At 68.6% G+C, this 2636-nt stretch carries 4 protein-coding genes; 2 read left to right on the top strand and 2 right to left on the bottom strand.

The window, feature by feature from the left end; genetic code table 11:
• Together ALLO2_RS22865 and ALLO2_RS22860 are read left to right on the top strand one after the other, a co-directional pair.
• On the top strand, positions 1-489 hold a 489-nt coding region (locus ALLO2_RS22865), incomplete at its 5' end, for an RNA-guided endonuclease TnpB family protein (RefSeq protein ID WP_035734736.1).
• A gap of 50 nt (positions 490-539) precedes the next feature.
• Complete coding sequence (locus ALLO2_RS22860; protein WP_035734734.1) at positions 540-1229, top strand: RNA-guided endonuclease TnpB family protein; 690 nt, start codon at positions 540-542, stop codon at positions 1227-1229.
• A 176-nt stretch (positions 1230-1405) separates the two neighbouring features.
• Here the strand turns inward: ALLO2_RS22860 and ALLO2_RS22855 are convergent, their stop codons facing one another.
• Together ALLO2_RS22855 and ALLO2_RS22850 are read right to left on the bottom strand one after the other, a co-directional pair.
• Positions 1406-1693, bottom strand: a complete 288-nt coding sequence (locus ALLO2_RS22855) for a type II toxin-antitoxin system RelE/ParE family toxin (protein WP_011437076.1) — start codon at positions 1691-1693, stop codon at positions 1406-1408.
• On the bottom strand, positions 1690-1989 hold the full coding sequence (locus ALLO2_RS22850) for a type II toxin-antitoxin system Phd/YefM family antitoxin (protein WP_023842225.1): 300 nt from the start codon (positions 1987-1989) through the stop codon (positions 1690-1692). Before ALLO2_RS22850 ends, ALLO2_RS22855 begins: the two co-directional genes overlap by 4 nt.
• Between the last annotated feature and the right edge of the window lie 647 nt (positions 1990-2636).

Genomic DNA, 2636 nt, shown 5'->3' with positions numbered 1-2636 from the left:
CGCCACAACGGGCTGCACAAGCTCACGACCCGGCTCGCCCGGTCCCACGACACGGTCGTCGTCGAAGATCTGCACGTCGCCGGGATGGTCCGTAACCGGCGGCTCGCCCGCGCGGTCGCCGACGCCGGCATGGCCGAGGTCCGCCGGCAGCTTGCCTACAAGACCCGCTGGTACGGATCGACGCTCGTCGTCGCCGACCGCTGGTATCCCAGCTCGAAGACCTGCTCCGGCTGCGGCTGGCGAAACCCAAGCCTGANGCTGTCCGAGCGCACNTTCACCTGCCAGTCCTGCGGNCTGGTACTCGACCGCGACCACAACGCCGCGATCAACCTGCACCACCTCGTCGCCGCCAGTACACCGGAGACGGNAAACGCCCGTGGAGCCGACCNNAAGACCCGCGCNAGCGGGCNGGTGGCTGGGAAGCGGGAACCCGGCACGGCCACGGCCGGTCAGACCGGGGGCGCCTCACCGAGAGGCGAGGCGGCATAGGTGATGAGCGCTATCGATCATCACGATGCAACGGTGCCCGCTGGTACCTCGTGCTCTCGTGTGACGACGTTCCCGCCGCGGTGGTGGAACCCACGGGCGCGGTGGTCGGCCTGGATGTCGGGGTCGCGTCGTTGGTGACTACCTCGAACGGCGACCACTACGGCAACCCGCGTTTCCTCGAACGGTCCGCCGAACGCCTTGCCGACGCGCAGCGAGACCTGTCCCGCAAGAAGTGGGGCTCGAAGCGACGGAAGAAGGCCGTGGCACGGGTTGCGGCGCGGTCCCGCGCAGTCGCCCGGCAGCGGGTCGATCTCGCGAACAAGACCGCGCTCGAACTCGTCCGCGACCACGACCTGATCGCCGTCGAAAAACTTAACATCAAGAGTATGGTCAAGCGGGCCGCGCCCAAGCCTGACCCCGACCGGCCGGGAGCGTTCCTGCCCAACGGGCAGGCCGCCAAGACTGGGCTTAACACGTCGATCCTCGACGCCGGGTGGGGGGTGTTCTTCAACGTGCNGCGTGCCAAGGCTGAAAGCGCCGGGCGGACGGTTGTTGAGGTGAACGCCCGCCGCACCTGGGTGACCCGGGTGGCGTCGGCGAACCAGCGCAGCACGAGCACCGCCTGCTCACGACTGGTGAGCTTCCGTTGTCACCGCCCCCCTTCAGCCACCCAGCCGCCTACCGTCCGTGATGCTCACGCAGAGCTATCGATCGTTGCGCGGAAAGGCTCACTGAGGTGAGGAGTTGACCGAAGTCGTCGGCGGACAGGACTGCGTTTGCTCGCGGCGGCAGCCCCGCTGGAGCAAGGCAACGGACGCGTGAGGAAGGGGTCGGTGCTTCGTCAGGCTTCCGGCGCCATATGTGCAAGCAGGGGGACATCGGCGGTGCTCGTACCGGCACGCTGCGGTCTCGCCGCTCAACGCCCGCGGTATGCGTCGGCGCGGTGCTCTACGGCGGTCACGAGAACGATGCGGTTCTCTTCGTCAATCTCATAGAGCACCCGGTACATGCCTCGCCGCGCCGACCAGGTTCCAGCGTAGGGCGGGTAGAGGAGACGCTTACCGAGCCTGTGCGGGTTCTCCAGGAGCGTCGTGGTGATGAACTCGTGTACGGCCGTGGCGACCTTTTCCGGTATACGTCCAGCAAGCGCGCGGGCCGCCGGACCGGTGATCTCAAGACGGTACGGCCCGGCAGCGCCCGTCATGACGAGCGTCTCCTGGCATCCGGCGCGGCGCGCTTGGCCATGAGCGCCGCCAGGTCCTCGGCGTCAAGCACGTCGCCGGCCTCGATAGCGGCGCGGGACTCGGCCAACTGCCGCATGGTCTCGCGGTTCGACAACACCTCGACGGTCTCCTCCAGCGCCGCGAGGTCGTCAGGCGAGACGAGGATCGCCACGGCATGACCATGGCGTGTGATCTCTACCCGGTCATGGGTTCGCTCGACGTCGTCGAGCAGCTCCGAGAGGCGGTTCCGAGCATCCGTGAAGGGCAGCGTCGTCACGATCTCAGTCTACGCTCAAGTGGCGTGAAGTTAAGGCAGAACTCGCGGCTCGAATCGGCCACAGAGACAGTCGGCCCGGAGGCCAGGGCGCACTGGCCATGCGCACTGGCCNGGGCGCCCTGGGTGGCAACTCGGCCGTCATCCGCGCAGATCCCGAGCCCGCCGCGTGGGGCCGAGCCGCGGCGGGCACCCGGGCCACACCGACGACGAAGACTGCCGAGCCGTCCTACAAGTGCGTGTGCAACCAAGGGGTGGTGCAGATCGTCCATCGCTGGCGGGCCGAGGTGACCCCGGACGGCCCGACCGATGCCCAGGTCAGCTGGTACGGCGGTGTCGCCCGGATGCCCTGAGCACTGACCCGCGCGAGCGTTCACGAGGTCGGGTCCGCATGATCGCGCGGTGGTCCATGCGCGGTGGTCCATGCGCGGTGGTCCCATGCGCGGTGGTCCATGCGCGGTGGTCCCATGCGCGGTGGTCCCATGCGCGGTGGTCCATGCGCGGTGGTCCCATGCGCGGTGGCCACGTTGTGGGGGGCAAGGCACGGTCCAGGGGACCGTGGACCGTGCTCAGGTCCTGCGCATTCACCGGCCGACGTGTCGGACCCGGGTGGGATGGTGGCTTTCGTCGCCGATGACGGTGGTGTAGTC

It is taken from the genome of Frankia sp. Allo2 (assembly GCF_000733325.1).
Classification (GTDB): Bacteria; Actinomycetota; Actinomycetes; order Frankiales; family Frankiaceae; genus Frankia; species Frankia casuarinae.
The sequence above is the reverse complement of the archived record's forward strand: the minus strand, read 5'-3'. Positions and strand labels throughout refer to the sequence as shown.